The sequence below is a fragment of the Cupriavidus sp. 09_S30 genome, from assembly GCF_056930435.1.
In genome coordinates this window covers 2,477,800-2,494,201 of sequence record NZ_JBXOWI010000002.1, presented here as the reverse complement: position 1 = coordinate 2,494,201, position 16,402 = coordinate 2,477,800, and the positions used below count along the sequence as shown (strand labels likewise).

The 16,402-nt window shown below is 68.4% G+C and carries 15 protein-coding genes; 3 read left to right on the top strand and 12 right to left on the bottom strand.

The features are described from left to right. Positions 1-4: 4 nt before the first annotated feature. From fliP to fliL, 5 genes are all read right to left on the bottom strand, one after another. Positions 5-799 carry a flagellar type III secretion system pore protein FliP gene (gene fliP / locus AC1Z3O_RS31340; protein ID WP_483520655.1) on the bottom strand — a complete coding sequence of 265 codons (795 nt, stop codon included), beginning with the start codon at positions 797-799 and terminating at the stop codon, positions 5-7. Further along, on the bottom strand, positions 796-1,266 hold the full coding sequence (fliO, locus tag AC1Z3O_RS31335) for a flagellar biosynthetic protein FliO (protein WP_483520653.1): 471 nt from the start codon (positions 1,264-1,266) through the stop codon (positions 796-798). Before fliO ends, fliP begins: the two co-directional genes overlap by 4 nt. Next, positions 1,263-1,697, bottom strand: a complete 435-nt coding sequence (fliN, locus tag AC1Z3O_RS31330) for a flagellar motor switch protein FliN (protein ID WP_483520652.1) — start codon at positions 1,695-1,697, stop codon at positions 1,263-1,265. Before fliN ends, fliO begins: the two co-directional genes overlap by 4 nt. Beyond that, positions 1,690-2,700, bottom strand: a complete 1,011-nt coding sequence (gene fliM, locus AC1Z3O_RS31325; protein WP_483520650.1) for a flagellar motor switch protein FliM — start codon at positions 2,698-2,700, stop codon at positions 1,690-1,692. The genes fliN and fliM overlap by 8 nt, the downstream gene beginning before the upstream one ends. A gap of 146 nt (positions 2,701-2,846) precedes the next feature. After that, positions 2,847-3,329 carry a flagellar basal body-associated protein FliL gene (fliL, locus tag AC1Z3O_RS31320; protein WP_483520648.1) on the bottom strand — a complete coding sequence of 161 codons (483 nt, stop codon included), beginning with the start codon at positions 3,327-3,329 and terminating at the stop codon, positions 2,847-2,849. A gap of 440 nt (positions 3,330-3,769) precedes the next feature. On the opposite strand from fliL, the gene acnB reads away from it, so the two are divergent. Both acnB and AC1Z3O_RS31310 read left to right on the top strand, forming a co-directional pair. After that, positions 3,770-6,361: a bifunctional aconitate hydratase 2/2-methylisocitrate dehydratase gene (gene acnB / locus AC1Z3O_RS31315; protein WP_483520646.1), complete on the top strand. Its 2,592-nt coding sequence runs from the start codon at positions 3,770-3,772 to the stop codon at positions 6,359-6,361. Positions 6,362-6,595: 234 nt separating this feature from the next. Continuing rightward, complete coding sequence (locus tag AC1Z3O_RS31310) at positions 6,596-8,062, top strand: amino acid permease (protein ID WP_483520644.1); 1,467 nt, start codon at positions 6,596-6,598, stop codon at positions 8,060-8,062. 6 nt (positions 8,063-8,068) lie between these two features. On the opposite strand, the gene alkB is transcribed toward AC1Z3O_RS31310, so the two are convergent. The 7 genes from alkB to fliF all read right to left on the bottom strand — a co-directional run bounded on the left by alkB (position 8,069) and on the right by fliF (position 15,635). Further along, positions 8,069-8,722, bottom strand: coding sequence for a DNA oxidative demethylase AlkB (gene alkB, locus AC1Z3O_RS31305; protein ID WP_483520643.1), 654 nt, complete (start codon positions 8,720-8,722; stop codon positions 8,069-8,071). Positions 8,723-8,848: 126 nt separating this feature from the next. Further along, on the bottom strand, positions 8,849-10,216 hold the full coding sequence (locus AC1Z3O_RS31300) for a flagellar hook-length control protein FliK (protein WP_483520641.1): 1,368 nt from the start codon (positions 10,214-10,216) through the stop codon (positions 8,849-8,851). Positions 10,217-10,245: 29 nt separating this feature from the next. Beyond that, a complete protein-coding gene (fliJ, locus tag AC1Z3O_RS31295) occupies positions 10,246-10,698 on the bottom strand; it encodes a flagellar export protein FliJ (RefSeq protein ID WP_483520639.1) in 453 nt (150 codons plus the stop codon). Between the two features lie 8 nt (positions 10,699-10,706). Beyond that, positions 10,707-12,149 carry a flagellar protein export ATPase FliI gene (gene fliI / locus AC1Z3O_RS31290; protein ID WP_483520637.1) on the bottom strand — a complete coding sequence of 481 codons (1,443 nt, stop codon included), beginning with the start codon at positions 12,147-12,149 and terminating at the stop codon, positions 10,707-10,709. After that, the gene (gene fliH, locus AC1Z3O_RS31285; RefSeq protein ID WP_483520635.1) at positions 12,142-12,984 is read right to left on the bottom strand and encodes a flagellar assembly protein FliH; all 843 of its coding nucleotides are present in this window, start codon (positions 12,982-12,984) and stop codon (positions 12,142-12,144) included. The genes fliI and fliH overlap by 8 nt, the downstream gene beginning before the upstream one ends. Next, positions 12,971-13,966 carry a flagellar motor switch protein FliG gene (gene fliG / locus AC1Z3O_RS31280; protein WP_483520634.1) on the bottom strand — a complete coding sequence of 332 codons (996 nt, stop codon included), beginning with the start codon at positions 13,964-13,966 and terminating at the stop codon, positions 12,971-12,973. Before fliG ends, fliH begins: the two co-directional genes overlap by 14 nt. Next, positions 13,953-15,635: a flagellar basal-body MS-ring/collar protein FliF gene (gene fliF / locus AC1Z3O_RS31275; protein WP_483520632.1), complete on the bottom strand. Its 1,683-nt coding sequence runs from the start codon at positions 15,633-15,635 to the stop codon at positions 13,953-13,955. Before fliF ends, fliG begins: the two co-directional genes overlap by 14 nt. Before the next feature lie 366 nt (positions 15,636-16,001). Between fliF and fliE the strand changes: the two genes are divergently transcribed. Next, positions 16,002-16,328, top strand: coding sequence for a flagellar hook-basal body complex protein FliE (gene fliE / locus AC1Z3O_RS31270; protein WP_483520630.1), 327 nt, complete (start codon positions 16,002-16,004; stop codon positions 16,326-16,328). Positions 16,329-16,402 lie beyond the last annotated feature (74 nt).

The following is a 16,402-nucleotide window of genomic DNA, read 5'->3' as shown; positions in this document are numbered from 1 at the left end:
CAGGTCAGTTCAGGAAGCTCTGCGCCAGCGAGCCGAGCAGCAGTTGCCAGCCATCGACCAGCACGAAGAGCATCAGCTTGAACGGCAGCGAGATCGTGGCCGGCGGGACCATCATCATGCCCATGGCCATCAGCACGCTGGCGACCACCAGGTCGATGATCAGGAAGGGGATGAAGATCGTGAAGCCGATCTGGAACGCCGTCTTCAGCTCGCTGGTGACGAAGGCCGGCACGAGGATGGAGATCGGCACCTCCTCGGGGCCCTGCATCTCGGGCGTCTTGGCCATCTGCGCGAACAGTGCCAGGTCCTTTTCGCGCGTCTGCTTGAGCATGAAGCTCTTGAGGGGGGCGGCCGCCTTGGACGCCGCGTCCTCCAGGCTCATCTTGTTTTCGGACAGCGGCTTGTAGGCATCGCTATAGATGCGGTCGAAGACCGGCGACATCACGAAGAAGGTCAGGAACAGCGCCAGGCCAACCAGGACCTGGTTGGGCGGCGAGCTGGCCGTGCCCAGCGCATTGCGCAGCAGGCCCAGCACGATGATGATGCGGGTGAAGCCCGTCATCATCAGCATGCCTGCCGGCAGGAAGGACAGCGAGGTCAGCAGGACCAGCGTCTGCACCGACAGCGACCAGATCTGGCCGCCGCCCGGCGCCGGCTTGCTGGTCAGGCCGGGCAGTGCCTGGGCGCCGGCCAGTTCGGGAACGAGCACCGCCGTGGCCGCCGCCACGCACAGCAGTGCGGGCAGCAGACGGTGGGCGGACCGGTGGCAAGGGTGGGCCGGGGCTTGTGAAAGGCTCATGACTTGAGGTTTTCCTGCATCTGTCGCAGCAGCTTCTCGGCAAAACCGCTGGCCGAGGTCGACTCGGGGCGCGCCGCGGCGGCGCGTGCTGCCGGCAGCGTATGGAGCGTGCGGATCTCGCCGGGGCTGACACCCAGCACCAGCCAGGTGTCGCCGACCTCGACCAGCACCAGCCGCTGGCGCGCGCCGAGCATCACGCTGCCGATGGTACGCATCACGCCGGGCGTGCCCTGGCGCATCAGGCCCGTGCGCCGGGCGAACCACGCCAGCGCCAGGATGAGGGCGATGACGCAGAACAGGCCGAAGCCGAGCTGGGCCAGGCTGGCCGCAGCGCCGGGGCCGGCCCCGACGCCGACTTCGGAGGCGGCCGCATGGGCGGCCGGCGACAGGCCGGCTGCGGCGGCGGCTATCGCCGGCCATGCCAGCCTCGCCGTGCCGAAGCGCCGCCGGCGCGTGCTTGCGCTCATTTGTTCAGCTTCCGGATCCGTTCGGATGGCGTGATGATGTCGGTCAGACGGATGCCGAACTTGTCATTGACCACCACCACCTCGCCCTGTGCGATCAGGTAGCCGTTGACCAGCACGTCCATCGGCTCGCCTGCCAGGCCATCCAGCTCCACCACGGAGCCCTGCGCCAGTTGCAGCAGGTTCTTGATGGGCACCTTGGTGCGGCCCAGTTCTACCGTCAGTTGCACCGGGATATCGAGGATCATCTCGATATCGTTGTGGAAGCCGGACGGCGCCTCCTTGGCCAGCGGAGGGAAGACGGTGGCCGCGGCGGGCGCAGCCACCGGCGCGCTCGCCTCGGCGGCGGCTGCGGTGGCGCTGGTCTGCTCTGCCAGGGCGCTGGCCCAGTCGTCCATCGGATCGGCCGGCTTGTCCTCTTTGCCGTCAGTCATGATCGGTGTCCTTATTGGAATCGCTTTCTTGGTGATTGAGCATCCGTTCCACGCGCAGCGCGTATTGGCCGTTCATGGTGCCGAAGCCGCATTGCATTACGGGCACGCCGTCGACCTTGCCGAACACCAGTTCGGGTAGCTCGATGGGCAGCACGTCGCCGGCGCGCAGCGCCAGCACGTCGCCCACGGTGCTCTGCACATGGGTGAACTCGGCGACCACTTCCACTTCGGCCGCGCGCAGTTGCTGGGATAGCTGGTGCAGCCAGCGCTTGTCGACCTCCACCTCGTCCTGCAGCGGGTTCATCAGCAGGTCGCGCACCGGCTCGATCATCGAGTACGGGAAGCAGATGTGCATCTGCCCGCCGACCGCGCCCAGTTCGATATGGAAGGCGGTCGTGACCACCACCTCGCTGGGGATGGCGATGTTGGCGAACTTGGTATGCATCTCCGAGCGGACGTACTCGAACTCGATCGGGTGCACGGTGCGCCAGGCGTGGCCGTAGCTTTCCAGCGTCAGGTCGAGCATGCGCCGGATGATGCGCTGCTCGGTCTGGGTGAAATCGCGGCCTTCCACGCGCGTGTGGAAACGGCCGTCGCCGCCGAACAGGTTGTCGACGACGAGGAAGACCAGGTTGGGGTCCAGCACGAACAGCGCGGTGCCGCGCAGTGGCTTCATGTGGACCAGGTTCAGGTTGGTCGGCACCGGCAGGTTGCGCACGAAATCGCCGTACTTCTCGATGCGCACCGAGCCGACGGAGATGTCCGCGCCGCGGCGGATGAAGTTGAACAGCGCGGTGCGCAGTTGCCGCGCGAAACGCTCGTTGATGATCTCGAGCGTGTGCATCCGGCCGCGGACGATGCGTTCCTGCGTGGCGAGGTTGTACGGCCGCACCCCATCCTCGGTGCCCTGCGCGCCGGTGTCTTCAGGCGTGTCCGTTTCCCCGGTCACGCCTTTCAGTAGTTCGTCTACCTCGTCCTGCGAGAGGAACTTGTCGTAGGCCATCTAGTGTCCTGCCCCATGAGCGGCTGATTGATTGAAGCGCTTCGTGTCCGGCTCAGCCCGCCCGCTGCCGGCGGGCAGGCCGGCGGACCGGCGACGAGGCGATTGGCGGCTTCATGTCGGGTTGGCTCGCGGGGCAGGGCATGGGCTTACTGCACCACGAAGGAAGTAAACAGAACATCCACGATCTTCTGCGGCGGCAGTCCCTTGGTGAAGGGCTCCGAAAGCACCTGCCCGATGTCCTGCGCCAGTTGCCGCTTGCCCTCGACCGTCGCCAGGTCTTCCGGGCGCTTGGCCGACAGCAGCAGCAGGATGCGGCTGCGCACCTCCGGCAGGTAGTCGGACAGGCGCGCACGGGAATCCGCGTCGGCGATCTTCAGCGACAAGGCCGTGTGCAGGAAGCGCTCCCCGTCCTCGCTCTTGAGGTTGACGGTGAAGGCGTCCAGGGGCATGAAGATGGGCGGCGGGATGACTGGCGCGGCCGGCGCGGCTGGCTGCCGGTTGCTGAGCAAGCTGCCGAGGAAAAAGCCTCCAGCGCCCAGGACTGCGACCAGCACGGCGCCGATCAGCAGCAGCCGGCCGCGCTTGTTCGTGTTGCTGCCGGCCTGGGAGGGGGAAAGCGTGTTCGCCATGAGAAGCCTGTCTTGGAATGCCTTGCCATTCTTGAGGGAATCGGCGGCAGGCAAAGGGTCGAAAAAAAGGGCGAAACCGGGTCAGATCGGCCGTTTGAGCCGGACGGACCGGGTCATGCGCCTGGATTGGATGCACTTAAGAGGTTAACGAATGGCGCTAGCGGAACTTGAGCAGGGCCGGGCGCCAGCCCCGCCGCCACGCGCCATACGGTCGGTTGGCGTGTCAGGCGCGGGGTCGCACCATCGCGTGTTCCGGGGCCGGTGTCCGGCGCGAATCCCTTTTGGATAAGGGGAGTACGGGTATGTGAGCGCTCTCTCTTTGGCTGGAGGGCGCTGTTTCACTCTTATATAAGATATAAGACATTTGACCGCGGGCGCACTTCGCTCTACAATCGCGTAGCACCGTGAATTTTTGCAACCCTATTACACCGCAGGTTCCCATGCTTGATACCTATCGCGCCCATGTCGCCGAACGCGCCGCGCTCGGCATTCCTCCGCTGCCGCTGACCGCAAAGCAGACCGCCGACCTGATCGAACTGCTGAAGAATCCGCCGGCTGGCGAAGAGCAGGTCCTGGTCGACCTGATCACGCACCGGGTGCCGGCGGGCGTGGACGATGCCGCCAAGGTCAAGGCGTCCTACCTGGCCGCTGTGGCCCTGGGCAAGGAAAGCTGCAAGCTGATCAGCCGCGCCAAGGCGACCGAGCTGCTGGGCACCATGCTGGGTGGCTACAACATCGCCCCGCTGATCGAACTGCTGGACGACGCCGAAGTGGGTGGGGTTGCCGCCGACGCGCTGAAGAAGACCCTGCTGATGTTCGACGCCTTCCATGACGTCAAGGAAAAGGCAGACAAGGGCAACGCCAACGCGAAGGCCGTGCTGCAGAGCTGGGCCGACGCCGAGTGGTTCACCAGCCGTCCGGAAGTGCCGCAGAGCCTGACCATGACCGTGTTCAAGGTGCCGGGCGAGACCAACACCGACGACCTGTCGCCGGCCCCGGACGCCACCACCCGCCCGGACATCCCGATGCACGCGCTGGCCATGCTGAAGAACAAGCGCGAAGGCGCTGCGTTCCAGCCTGAGGAAGACGGCAAGCGCGGTCCGGTCAAGTTCATCGAGTCGCTGAAGGACAAGGGCCACCTGGTCGCCTATGTGGGCGACGTGGTCGGCACCGGCTCCTCGCGCAAGTCGGCCACCAACTCGGTGCTGTGGTTCACCGGCGAAGACATCCCCTTCGTGCCGAACAAGCGCTTCGGCGGCGTGTGCCTGGGCGGCAAGATCGCCCCGATCTTCTACAACACCATGGAAGACGCCGGCGCGCTGCCGATCGAGCTCGACGTGTCCAACATGGAAATGGGCGACGTCGTCGAGCTGCGCCCCTATGAAGGCAAGGCACTGAAGAACGGCGCAGTGATCGCCGAGTTCAAGGTCAAGTCCGACGTGCTGTTCGACGAAGTGCGCGCCGGCGGCCGCATTCCGCTGATCGTTGGCCGTGGCCTGACCGCCAAGGCGCGTGAAGCGCTGGGCCTGGCCCCGTCGACGCTGTTCCGCCTGCCGCAGAACCCGGCCGACTCCGGCAAGGGCTTCTCGCTGGCGCAGAAGATGGTCGGCCGTGCCTGCGGCCTGGCGGAAGGCCAGGGCATCCGCCCGGGCACCTACTGCGAACCGAAGATGACCTCGGTCGGCTCGCAGGACACCACCGGCCCGATGACCCGCGACGAGCTGAAGGACCTGGCCTGCCTGGGCTTCTCGGCAGACCTGGTGATGCAGTCCTTCTGCCACACCGCGGCCTATCCGAAGCCCGTGGACGTCAAGACCCACCACACCCTGCCGCAGTTCATCAGCACCCGCGGCGGCATCTCGCTGCGCCCGGGCGACGGCGTGATTCACTCCTGGCTGAACCGCATGCTGCTGCCCGACACCGTGGGCACCGGCGGCGACTCGCACACCCGCTTCCCGATCGGCATCAGCTTCCCGGCCGGCTCGGGCCTGGTGGCTTTCGCCGCCGCCACCGGCGTGATGCCGCTGGACATGCCGGAATCGGTGCTGGTGCGCTTCAAGGGCAAGATGCAGCCCGGCGTGACCCTGCGTGACCTGGTCAACGCGATCCCGCTGTACGCGATCAAGCAAGGCCTGCTGACCGTGGCCAAGCAAGGCAAGCAGAACATCTTCTCCGGCCGCATCCTGGAAATCGAAGGCCTGCCCGACCTGAAGGTCGAGCAAGCGTTCGAACTGTCCGACGCCTCCGCCGAGCGTTCGGCCGCCGGTTGCTCGGTGCGCCTGAACAAGGAACCGATCATCGAATACATCAACAGCAACATCACGCTGCTGAAGTGGATGATCGCCGAAGGCTACCAGGACCCGCGCAGCCTGCAGCGCCGCATCAAGGCCATGGAAGCCTGGCTGGCCGATCCGAAGCTGCTGGAGCCGGACGCCGACGCCGAGTACGCCGCCGTGATCGAGATCGACCTGGCCGACGTGCATGAGCCCATCGTGGCCTGCCCGAACGACCCGGACGACGTCAAGACCCTGTCGGACGTGGCCGGCGCCAAGATCGACGAAGTCTTCATCGGCTCGTGCATGACCAACATCGGCCACTTCCGCGCGGCTTCCAAGCTGCTCGAGGGCAAGCGCGACATCCCCGTCAAGCTGTGGGTGGCGCCGCCGACCAAGATGGACCAGAAGCAGCTGACCGAAGAAGGCCACTACGGCGTGTTCGGCACGGCCGGTGCCCGCACCGAAATGCCGGGCTGCTCGCTGTGCATGGGTAACCAGGCACAGGTCCGCGAAGGTGCGACGGTGATGTCGACCAGCACGCGTAACTTCCCCAACCGTCTCGGCAAGAACACCAATGTGTACCTGGGTTCGGCCGAGCTGGCGGCGATCTGCTCGCGCCTGGGCCGCATCCCGAGCAAGGAAGAGTACATGGCCGACATCGGCGTGATCAACGCCAATGGCGACAAGATCTACAAGTACATGAACTTCGACCAGATCGAGGACTTCAAGGAAGTGGCGGATACCGTGTCGGTGTAAGACACGGCCCGCTTCAAGCCGCGCAGCAATGCAAGCGGCCCCGCGCGAAGGCGCGGGGCCGCTTTTTTTCGCGCGGAGATCGCGGCGCCTTGCCGCAGCGGATTCGTCCTAGACTGGATAAATTGGTTCGTTCCGCCAACGCAGGGGATCGGTCGCCGGAAATGCGTCGCCGCCGGCTTGCGCAGCGGGGAGGGCCATCTTGTATCCAGCCCAATCTGATCGGGATGAAACATCATGGCCGCTGCGGATCTGATGGCACGGAAGTCCGTTGCCGACATCGTGGGTGGTGCCGAAGGCGAGCACCGGCAATTGACGAGGTCGCTGGGTGCGTTGAGCATCACCGCGATGGGGGTCGGGGCCATCATCGGGGCGGGCATCTTCGTGCTGACGGGCACTGCGGCGGCGCAGTATGCGGGGCCGAGCATCATCCTGTCCTTCGTCCTGGGCGGGATCGCCTGTGCCTTCGTCGGGCTGTGCTATTCGGAGCTGGCGGCGATGCTGCCGGTCTGCGGCAGTACCTATACCTATACCTACGCCACGCTGGGTGAACTGGTCGCCTGGATCATCGGCTGGGACCTGATTCTCGAATACGCGATGGGCGCCGCCACGGTCGCGGTCGGCTGGTCGGGCTATATCGTCAGCCTGCTCAAGAACGTGGGCATCGTGGTCCCGCCGGAGCTGGCGGCGGCGCCCGGTGTCATGGTCAAGCTGGCGGACGGCAGCACGGTGCCTGGCGTCATCAACCTGCCGGCCATCGTCATCGTTGCCGCGCTGACCATCATGCTGGTGCTGGGCACGAAGGAATCGGCGCGGCTGAACAACATCATGGTCGCCATCAAGCTGTGCGTGGTGCTGGCCTTCATCGCGATCGGCGCCTTCTACGTGCACGAAGCCAACTGGCACCCCTTCATCCCGAAGAACACCGGCGAGTTCGGCAGCTTCGGCGCGAGCGGGATCCTGCGCGGCTCGGCGGTCGTCTTCTTCGCCTTCATCGGCTTCGACGCCGTATCGACGGCCGCGCAGGAGGCGAGACGGCCGCAGCGCGACATGCCGATCGGCATCCTGGGCTCGCTGATCATCTGCACCCTGCTCTACATCGCGGTGGCCGGCGTGCTGACCGGCATCGTGCCCTATGGCGAGCTCAACGTCCCGGACCCCATCGCCAAGGGCGTCGACGCGATCGGCCTGAACTGGTTCGCCGTGATCATCAAGATCGGCGCGCTGACAGGATTGACCACCGTGATCCTGGTGCTGCTCTACGGACAAAGCCGCATCTTCTTCACGATGTCGCAGGACGGCCTGATGCCGCCCATGTTCGCGCGTGTGCACCCCGTGCTGCACACCCCGTACCTGAGCCAGACGCTGATCGGCACGCTGGTGGCACTGGTCGCGGCGTTCACGCCGATCAATGTGCTGGGAGAAATGGTCAGCATCGGCACCTTGTTCGCCTTCGTCCTGGTCTGCGCAGCGGTGATCTACCTGCGCCGCAGCGATTCCGAGGCGGCCAGGCCGTTCCGCGCGCCCGGCGTGCCGGTGGTGCCGGTGCTCGGCATCCTGTCCTGTCTGCTGCTGATGCTCGGACTGCCGCTGGTGACGTGGGCGCGGCTGGTGATCTGGCTGGCCATCGGCCTGGTGGTGTATTTCACCTACGGGCGCGGGCATTCCGTGTTGCGCCATCCAGAATTGAAGCGCGTCAGTTGAAGCGCCTCAGCGCGCGCGACGAAAGGTCAGGTTGATACGCGCGTGTCCGCACAGCGCGTGGTCGCCGTCCGCCAGCGGCGCTACGCCATGGAAGGCGAGCCGCGACGGCCCGCCCCAGACCACCACATCGCCATGTGCCAGGCGCACGCGCGCCGGGCGGTCGGCGCGGCGCAGCCCGCCGAAGAGGAAGATGGCCGGCAGTCCCAGCGAGACCGACACGATCGGCGCGCGCAGGTCGCGCTCGTCGCGGTCCTGGTGCAGCGACAGGCGGGTGCCCGGCAGGTAGCGGTTGATCAGGCAGGCATCCGGAGCGAAGCCGGGGAAGCCGGCGTCTTGCGCGGCCCGCGCCGCCAGCGCCTGGAAGGTGGCGGGCATCGGCGGCCAGGGCAGGCCGCTCTGCGGGTCGGCGGCATCGTAACGATAGCCGGTTTCATCGGAAACCCAGCCGAAGCTGCCGCAGTTGCTCATGGCCACCGACATGCGCAGGCCGCCCGGCGTGATCAGGTGGCGGAAGGGCGCGCGCGCGGTGATGCGCGCCACCTCCTCCAGCAGCGCGGGCGCCTCGTCGCGCGCGAAGCCGCGCAGGATGGTGGCGCCGGCGGCTAGCGGCTCGGCGTGCGGGGTGTCCTGGGGGAGATCGTCGAAGAGGTCGAAAGTCATGGCCGGGCGCGGCGGGCCGCCAAGTAGGCCGCCAAAAAGGGGGCCGCCGCACCGTCCATGATAACGGGGTTTGCCCGGCCGGGCAGGAGGATGAGGCGCGCGCCACGGCCAGCGCGCGCCGGGCGCTCAGACGAAGGTGTCGATCTCGCCGCGCGCCGGCACACGCGGCACCGGCGCGGCGGTGGCCGTTGTCACCGTGGCCGTATCGGCGAGGCCGGCCATCTGGCTGAAGCCGCCGCCCGAGGGCTGGCGCTGCTGTTGCGGCTGGCCGTTGCCGGCCTGCCCGGCGAAGCTGTCGGCGCCGACCGAGGTGTGGCCGAGCTGGATGCCGCTTTCGGCCAGCGAGGTGCGCAGCTGTGGCAGCGCGGCTTCCACCGCCGCACGCACGGCCTGGTGCGGCGACACGAATTGCGCCTGCGCCTGGTCGTTGACCACGTTCAGCACCACCTTCAAGGGCCCGAGGTTGGGCGGGTTCAGGTCCAGTTCCGCGGTGTGGCTGCCCTGTGTGCTGAGCCGCACCATTTGCTGTCCCAGCGCCTGCGGCCATTGCGCATCGCCGACGGGCGGCGACACCGCCAGCGGCGTGGCTGCGGGCAAGCCAGCGGATTGCGGTGTCGCCAGCGGCGCCGTCGCCGGGGCGCCTGCGGCAGCGGCAAGCGCCGCGGCGGCGTCGGTACGCGGCGTGTCGGCGCCGCTGGTGGCCGCTGGCTTCGGCTGGGCGGCCGCCGTTTCCGGGGCTAGCGGCGCAGGCTGGGCCGCAAGCTTCGTGCTATCGGCCGGCGCCTGCAGGCCGGCGCCCTGGCTATTCGCGCCGGTGTCCGCGCGCGTCTTTCCAGCCTGGCTCGCGGCCAGAGCCTGCAGCGCATCGTGCTTGCCGGCCGCGGCCGTGTCGGCCGGCGTACCGGGCTTGCCTTCCAGTGCGGTCGGCAGTGGCACGGGGCCCGCGTCATCGCTGCCGTCGGTGGTGGCCGCGGCGGCGCCGCCCTGCATTGCCGCGCGTTGCGAAGCGATCAGCGCAAGCGTGCTGGCCGCTGTATCGCCGGCCGCAGCCGCCGGCAGGGTGGCTGCATCGCCGCCGGCAACCGTGCCGGCCTGGGCTTGCCCGGCGGGCAGGGGAGTTTGCGGCGTCACCGGCACCAGTTGCGCTGCGGCGAGTGCGGCCAGTGCGCTGGCGTCGGGCGCCGTTCCCGCGCTGTCCTGGGCCGCCTGGTCGGCCGCCTTGTCCTTGTCGGTGCCGGCGGGTTTGCCGGACGCCGCTGCGGCATCCTGTGCCTTGGCGCCGTCTGCCTGCGAGGCGCCGCGGTCCGCTGGTCGCGTGCCCTTGGCGTCGTTGCCGGCGGACGCCGCCGGCTTCGCATTGGCATTGCCGTCGCGTGCACGGGCAAGTGCATCGCCAAAGCCTGTGCCGCTGTTGTCGGCCTTGGAGGTGTTCGTGGCGCTGGCAGCGTTAGCGGCCTTCGTGGCGCTGGCGGTAAGTTGGCTGATGTCGATCATGGTCTGGCGGCTGGCCGCGAGGGCGGCTCTCAGTTGTGGCGGCCCGCTGCGGCGCGGGCCAGGCGGGCGGCGTACTCGTCGTTGGCGTGCTGCTCGCGGCGGGCGGCGACCACCTGCTCGCGCGCATCGGCACGTGCCAGCAGGGTATCGAAGGAATTCTGGCGACGCTTGTTCGACTGCCAGTTGGCGCGGCCCGCCAGCAGGTCGGCCTCGGCCCTGGCCAGCGCCTCGGTCTGCTGCCGGATCGCGGTATCGAGCGAAGCCAGGAATTGGGAGAAGTCTTGCCAGCGCGTGGCGCTCATGCCTTCCTGGGCAATGGCCTGCATCCGCGCCCGGTACTCCTCGCGGTACTGCGTTAGCGCGGCGAGCTGTTGCTCGGCCTGGGTGCGCAGGCCCTGCAGGCGGCCGAGTTCGCGCGTGGCGGCATCGGTGTCGTTCTGGGCCAGCTCGGCGAGCATATTGAGCGGGGATGGCTTGGCCATGTTCACTCCTATTGGAAGAGGCTGAACAGCCGTGCGATCGAGCCGTCGTAGTCGGCCCGTTCGTGGATGTCCTGCTGCAGAAAGGCTTCCATGCGCGGATGCATCTGGATGGCCAGGTCCAGTTCGGGATCGTGGCCGGGCGCGTAGGCACCCACGCTGATCAGGTCGCGATTGCGCTGGTAGCGCGACATCAACTGCTTGAAGCGCCGTACCTGGGCGAACTGCGCCGGCTCGATCAGCGCCGTCATGGCGCGGCTGATCGAAGCCTCGACGTCGATGGCCGGGTAGTGGCCGGATTCCGCCAGGCTGCGCGACAGCACGATGTGGCCGTCGAGGATGGCGCGAGCCGAGTCGGCGATCGGGTCCTGCTGGTCGTCGCCCTCGGTCAGCACTGTGTAGAAGGCGGTGATGGAGCCGCCGCCCTCCGGGCCATTGCCGGTGCGTTCCACCAGCGTGGGCAGCTTGGCGAACACGGAGGGCGGATAGCCCTTGGTGGCGGGCGGTTCGCCGATGGCCAGCGCGATCTCGCGCTGCGCCATCGCGTAGCGCGTCAGCGAATCCATGATCAGCAGCACATGGCGGCCCTGGTCGCGGAAGTACTCGGCCAGCCGCGTCGCGTAGGCCGCGCCCTGCATGCGCAGCAGCGGTGAGGTGTCGGCCGGGGCGGCCACCACCACGGAACGGGCGCGCCCCTCGGCGCCGAGGATGTTCTCGATGAAGTCCTTCACCTCGCGGCCGCGCTCGCCGATCAGGCCGACCACGATGACCTCGGCGCTGGTGTAGCGGGCCATCATGCCCAGCAGCACGCTCTTGCCCACGCCCGAGCCGGCGAACAGGCCCATGCGCTGGCCACGCCCCACCGTCAGCATGCCGTTGATGGCACGCACGCCGGTGTCTAGCACGGTCTCGATCGGGGCGCGGTCGAGCGGATTGATCTGCATGCCGGCCAGCGGCACCTCTTGCGCGGCGGTGATCGGGCCCAGCCCGTCGAGCGGGCGGCCGGCGGCATCGAGCACGCGGCCGAGCAGGCCGTCGCCCACCGGCAGCCGCTTCGAGCCGGGCTCGCGCGGCGCGGAGTCGCCGGCAGGCAGCGGGGCGGGTTCGAGGGGGTAGACGCGCGCGCCGGGCAGCAGGCCGGCCACGTCCGATTGCGGCATCAGGTAGAGACGGTCGGCGCCGAAGCCGACGACTTCGGCCTCGGCCGTGCGTCGGCCCTGGCTGCTATGCTGGCCGGCCGGCAGCTCGATCAGGCAGTCGCTTCCCACCGGCAGGCGCAGCCCGACGGCTTCGAGGACCAGGCCGGCCGCGCGCGTCAGCCTGCCGCAGCTGCGCATGCTGTCGATCTCGGCGAGCTGGGTGCGCGCACCGTTGAGCGCATCGCGCCAGCGCTGGCCGTGCAGCACCGGCGCGGCGGGCTTGGGAGGCGTGGCCTGTTCGATGGCGTCAGGCATTCGGCGGCTCCCAGCTGTCGGTGCGGCCCAGCGCCTTGACCACACGGCTCCAGCGCGTGGCCAGCGTGGCGTCGAGCTCGCCGCTGGCGGCGCTGGCGACACAGCCGCCGCGCGCGACGCCGCTGTCGGCGCGAACGGTCCAGCCGGCGGCTTCCAGCTCGCCGCCAAGATGGGTTTCCACCAGCGCGACGTCATCCGGGTGCAGCAGCAGGCAGGGCGAGCCCGACAGGGACGGTTCGGCAGCCAGCAGCTCGCGCACCGCCGGCACCACCGTGGCCGGGTCGGCCGCTACCGTGCCGCGCACGAGCTGGCGGGCCACGTCGAGTGCGAGCCCGACCAGCGTCTGCGCGACTTCTTCGTCCATCCGGGTCAGCGCGCCGCGGAAGGTATCGGCCAGTTCCTGCAGCCGTGCCGCCTCGCTGCGCGCCGTCTCCAGTCCGCGCGCGTAGCCTTCGCGATGGCCGTCGCCATAGCCCTGGGTCTGGCCCTGGGTGTACCCCTGGGCGTAGCCTTCCTTGCGGGCGCCTTCGCGCATGGCTTCGATCGCGTCGAAGTCGATGGGCGGCGGCGCGGGCTCGAGCGGCAGCTCGGGCGCCGGCGGCGGCAGGTGATCGCGCGGATCCAGCGAGCGCATCTGCCAGCGCCGCCAGTCGCTGCGGCCACCTGCCGCGGGAGCAGACTGCGGGTCGAGCGCGGAGAAGTCGGGCACGGGAGCCGGCCTGGCCGTCGCGCCGAAGGCCGGCGCGAAACTGTCGGCCTGCGCCTTGCGGCGCGCGTCGGCCGCGGCCGGCAGGTCGTGGCCGTAGGGGCGGGCCGGACGCTCAAACGTAGGCATCTTCGCCACCGCCGATCTGGACTTCGCCGGCTTCGGCCAGGCGTCTCACCACCTGCAGGATGGCCTTCTGCTCGGCCTCGACCTGCGACACGCGCACCGGGCCCAGCGCTTCCAGGTCCTCGCGCAGCATCTCGCCGGCGCGCGTGGACATGTTGCGGATGAACTTGTCGCGCAGCTCCTGCTGCGCGCCCTTGAGCGCGACGATAAGCGATTCCGTGGCGATTTCCTTGAGCACGCGCTGGATGCCGCGGTCGTCCACCTGCAGCAGGTTCTCGAACAGGAACATCTCGTCGATGATCTTCTGCGCGAGGTCGCTGTCGTGCTGGCGCACGCCGTCGATCACCGCTTCCTCGTGGGCCGTGCTCATCAGGTTGATGATCTCGGCCGCGGTGCGTACGCCGCCCATGCGGCTGCGCTTCAGGCTCTGGCCCGCCAGCAGCTTGGTCAGCACGTCGGTCAGCTCCTGCAGCGCGCCCGGCTGCACGCCGCCGAAGGTGGCGATACGCAGGATCACGTCGTTGCGCAGGCGGTCGGTGAACATGCCCAGTACTTCGGATGACTTCTGGCGGTCCAGGTGGATCAGGATGGTGGCGATGATCTGCGGGTGTTCGTCGCGGATCAGTTCGGCCACCGAGGTGGAATCCATCCAGTTCAGGGAGTCGATGCCGCTGCCCGGATCGCGCGATTCCAGGATGTCCTCGATGATCGAGCCGGCTCGCTCCTCGCCCAGCGCCTTGTTGAGCACGCTGCGGATGAAGGCGCCGGAATCCACGTTCAGCGCCAGGTACTGCTCGGTTTCCTCGCGGAAATCGCCCAGCACCTCGGCCATCTGTTCACGCGTCACCGCGCTCAGGTCCGCCATGGCAGAGCCCAGCGTCTGCACTTCGCGCGGCGACAGGTGCTTGAACACCTCGGCCGCTGCGTCCTCGCCGATCGCCATCATCAGGATGGCGCTCTTCTGCAAGCCGTTATTTGTCGTCATTGGCAATCCAGTTCTTGATCACGCTGGCTACCAGGCGCGGATCGCGTTGCGCCGCGTCGCGCACCAGGGCCAGGTCGTTCTCGTACTTGGCCGTCAGGCGCAAGGTCTCGGGATTGGCCGTTTCCTCGGGCGGCAGCAATACCGCCTCGGTGGCTGCAGGATCCTGCGGGGCTGGCAGCGGCGGCGCGGTGTACTTGCGCAGGACCGGGCGCGCCACCTTGAACCAGAGGAACACCGCCAGCAGCGCCAGCAGCAGGTAGCCGGCGAGGGACTTGGCGAGTTCGATCATGTCGGGCTGTTTCCACAGGGGCAGTTCGGGCGTCTCGTCGCGCTGCTGCGTGAACGGGCTGTTGACCACGTTGAGCGAGTCGCCGCGATCGGCCGAGAAGCCCATGGCTTCCTTGGTCAGGTTCTCGATCTGCTTGAGCTGGGTGGCGGGCAGCGCCTCGGCCACCGTCTTGCCGTTGGCGCCGGCCTTCTGCCGGTAGTTCACCACCACCGCCACCGACAGGCGGCGCACGCCGCCCGGGGCCTGCTGCACATGGCGCACGGTGCGGTCGAGCTCGTAGTTGGTGGTGGCGTCGCGGCGGCTGCTGCTCGGGCCGGTCTGCGCGCTGGTGGTCGCGGTGCTGGCCTGTGCTGGCGGCTGGCCGGGCTGGGCAGGCTGGCCCGGACGCGGCGCTTGCGCCGTGGTGATCGGCGCGGCGGCCGGTGCGGGCGGCTGGTTCGACAGTGCGCCGGGCACACCGCCGACGGGCGGGTTGCCCTGCTGCGAGGATTCGCTGGTCTGCTGGCTGCGGATGGCCGCGTGCGTCGGATCCTGGTTCGGCTTGTACGACTCGTCGGTGTGCTCGACGATGGAGAAATCGACGTCGGCGGTGACCTGTGCGTGAACGTTGCCCTGGCCGACGATGGGCGCGAGGATGGCCTCCACGCGCTGTGCGTAGCTCTGCTCCAGCGCCTGCACATACTTGAGCTGGCTGGCGTCGAGCATGCGCTGGTTGTCGCCGCTGCCCGAGAGCAGGTTGCCGTGCTGGTCGACGATGGAGATGGCCTTGGGCGTCAGCTCAGGCACGCTGGAAGACACCAGGTGGCTGATCGCCGCGACCTGGCCCTCGTCGATGGCGCGGCCGGGGTACAGCTGCAGCACCACCGAGGCGGTGGGCTTCTGCCGCTCGCGTACGAACAGCGTGGGCTTGGGAATGGCGAGATGCACGCGGGCAGTCTGCACCGCGGAGATCGATTCGATGGAGCGCGCCAGCTCGCCTTCGAGGGCGCGCTGGTAGTTGACCTGCTCGGCGAACTGGCTGATGCCGAACTTCTGCGAATCCATCAGTTCCATGCCGGTGTTGCCGCTCTTGGGCAGGCCCTGCGAGGCCAGGCGCAGCCGGGTCTCGGGCACCTTGTCGGCCGGCACCATGAGGGCGCCGCCGCCCTCGGCGAACTTGTACGGCACGTTCATCTGCTGCAGCGAGGCGATCACGGCGCCGCCGTCGCGCTCGGACAGATTGCTGTACAGCACCCGGTATTCGGGACTGCGCGACCACAACACGCCGACGGCGATCGCAGCGGCCAGCGCCGCGCCGCCCAGCATCAGGGGCAGCCGAGGGTTGGCCTTCAGGCGCTCGATCAGTTCGGAGCGGCTTGGCAGCGTGGCGGCCGCGGTCATGCGCCGGTCCCCAGGCCGATCCCGGCTCTGCTGCAGCGCTTGCCGCCGCTGGCACAGGCCAGGGCGGCGACGGCATCGATGTGGCTCAGATCACGCTGCTGAAAAAACACGCGTACTCCCCGCGGTAGTTGATCAATGTGCCGCGCTCGTCGTGGAAGGGCGCGACAGGCTCGCGCGCCATGAGCGGCACCGTAGCGATGATCGGCCACGGGGCCGGCCGACAATCGGGCGAATAGGCAGGGTTTTCCGCTTGAGTTCGCCCAATCTTGGGGCGGGACGCGCGGGTACGCTTCGGCATCAAGTCAAGGATGCCGCCTGTGTGCATGCCTGTTGTGGGTGATGCATGCGGCACAACTATCGAGAGCCATGAGCACTGTTTCCCCCATTGACGGCATGCTGCAGCAACTGCGCGGACTGGCGCAGGCGGCCAGCGGCAACGCCAACGCATCGACGCCGGGCGCGGTCGACGCCGGCAGCTTCGCCGGGGAACTGCAGCGCTCGCTCAAGCGCATCAACGGCGTGCAGGAGCGCGCCTACGGCATGGCCGAGGCCTTCGACCTGGGCAAGCCGGGCGTGGCGCTCAACGACGTGATGATCGAAATGCAGAAGGCCAACATCTCCTTCCAGACCGGCGTGCAGGTGCGCAACCGGCTGGTGGCGGCCTACCAGGAAATGATGAATATGACGGTCTGACGGGCGGCGCCCGGCTGACACGGAAGCCCGCCGCTGGCGCCCGACGCGGCCAGCCGAAACTCCTCTATCCCGCG

Bases quoted from the DNA above. Each gene is read 5' to 3' on its own strand.
- fliP (WP_483520655.1), bottom strand. From the start codon at position 799: ATGAGCCTTTCACAAGCCCCGGCCCACCCTTGCCACCGGTCCGCCCAC.
- fliO (WP_483520653.1), bottom strand. From the start codon at position 1,266: ATGAGCGCAAGCACGCGCCGGCGGCGCTTCGGCACGGCGAGGCTGGCA.
- fliN (WP_483520652.1), bottom strand. From the start codon at position 1,697: ATGACTGACGGCAAAGAGGACAAGCCGGCCGATCCGATGGACGACTGG.
- fliM (WP_483520650.1), bottom strand. From the start codon at position 2,700: ATGGCCTACGACAAGTTCCTCTCGCAGGACGAGGTAGACGAACTACTG.
- fliL (WP_483520648.1), bottom strand. From the start codon at position 3,329: ATGGCGAACACGCTTTCCCCCTCCCAGGCCGGCAGCAACACGAACAAG.
- acnB (WP_483520646.1), top strand. From the start codon at position 3,770: ATGCTTGATACCTATCGCGCCCATGTCGCCGAACGCGCCGCGCTCGGC.
- AC1Z3O_RS31310 (WP_483520644.1), top strand. From the start codon at position 6,596: ATGGCCGCTGCGGATCTGATGGCACGGAAGTCCGTTGCCGACATCGTG.
- alkB (WP_483520643.1), bottom strand. From the start codon at position 8,722: ATGACTTTCGACCTCTTCGACGATCTCCCCCAGGACACCCCGCACGCC.
- AC1Z3O_RS31300 (WP_483520641.1), bottom strand. From the start codon at position 10,216: ATGATCGACATCAGCCAACTTACCGCCAGCGCCACGAAGGCCGCTAAC.
- fliJ (WP_483520639.1), bottom strand. From the start codon at position 10,698: ATGGCCAAGCCATCCCCGCTCAATATGCTCGCCGAGCTGGCCCAGAAC.
- fliI (WP_483520637.1), bottom strand. From the start codon at position 12,149: ATGCCTGACGCCATCGAACAGGCCACGCCTCCCAAGCCCGCCGCGCCG.
- fliH (WP_483520635.1), bottom strand. From the start codon at position 12,984: ATGCCTACGTTTGAGCGTCCGGCCCGCCCCTACGGCCACGACCTGCCG.
- fliG (WP_483520634.1), bottom strand. From the start codon at position 13,966: ATGACGACAAATAACGGCTTGCAGAAGAGCGCCATCCTGATGATGGCG.
- fliF (WP_483520632.1), bottom strand. From the start codon at position 15,635: ATGACCGCGGCCGCCACGCTGCCAAGCCGCTCCGAACTGATCGAGCGC.
- fliE (WP_483520630.1), top strand. From the start codon at position 16,002: ATGAGCACTGTTTCCCCCATTGACGGCATGCTGCAGCAACTGCGCGGA.